Origin of the sequence: Frankia gtarii, assembly GCF_025403375.1 — a bacterium.
GTDB classification, from domain to species: Bacteria; Actinomycetota; Actinomycetes; order Frankiales; family Frankiaceae; genus Frankia; species Frankia gtarii.
On sequence record NZ_JAMPTM010000595.1, the window covers coordinates 1 to 415 of the forward strand.

The 415-nt window shown below is 79.0% G+C and carries 1 protein-coding gene; it reads right to left on the minus strand.

All coding sequences use genetic code 11. From position 1 onward, the window contains the following. Positions 1–415, minus strand: a 415-nt coding sequence (locus NBZ83_RS32475; RefSeq protein ID WP_308203856.1) for a nitrogenase component 1, incomplete at both ends; no start/stop codon positions are given.

Genomic DNA, 415 nt, shown 5'->3' on the forward strand with positions numbered 1-415 from the left:
GAAGTGCGCGTCGAGCAGGCCGTCGGCGAGACGGGCCCGGTCCCGGCGGACCCGCTCGGGGGCGGTCCGGCCGGTGAGCGCCATCAGCTCGGTGACCAGGGCGTCCGTCTCGGTCAGACCGGACAGGTGCCGGTGGCGCAGCAGCGGGGCGCCGGTGCGGGCGGCGAGTAGCTCGCCCGCGGGGGCGGCGGTCGCGCCGGCGACGAGGACGGCGCCGGCGTGGCGCAGCGAGCGCAGCTCGGCGACGCCCGTGCCGCCGGTCGTCGTCGGCTGCCAGCCCGGGGCGAGATGGCCGTCGACCGAGCCGGACAGGTCCGGCACCAGTACGGGGGTGAGCCCGAACGCCCGGACCAGCCCGGCGACCTCGTCGAGGTCGGCCGCGGTGAGTGCGGGACCGGCGAGGACGGCGACCAGG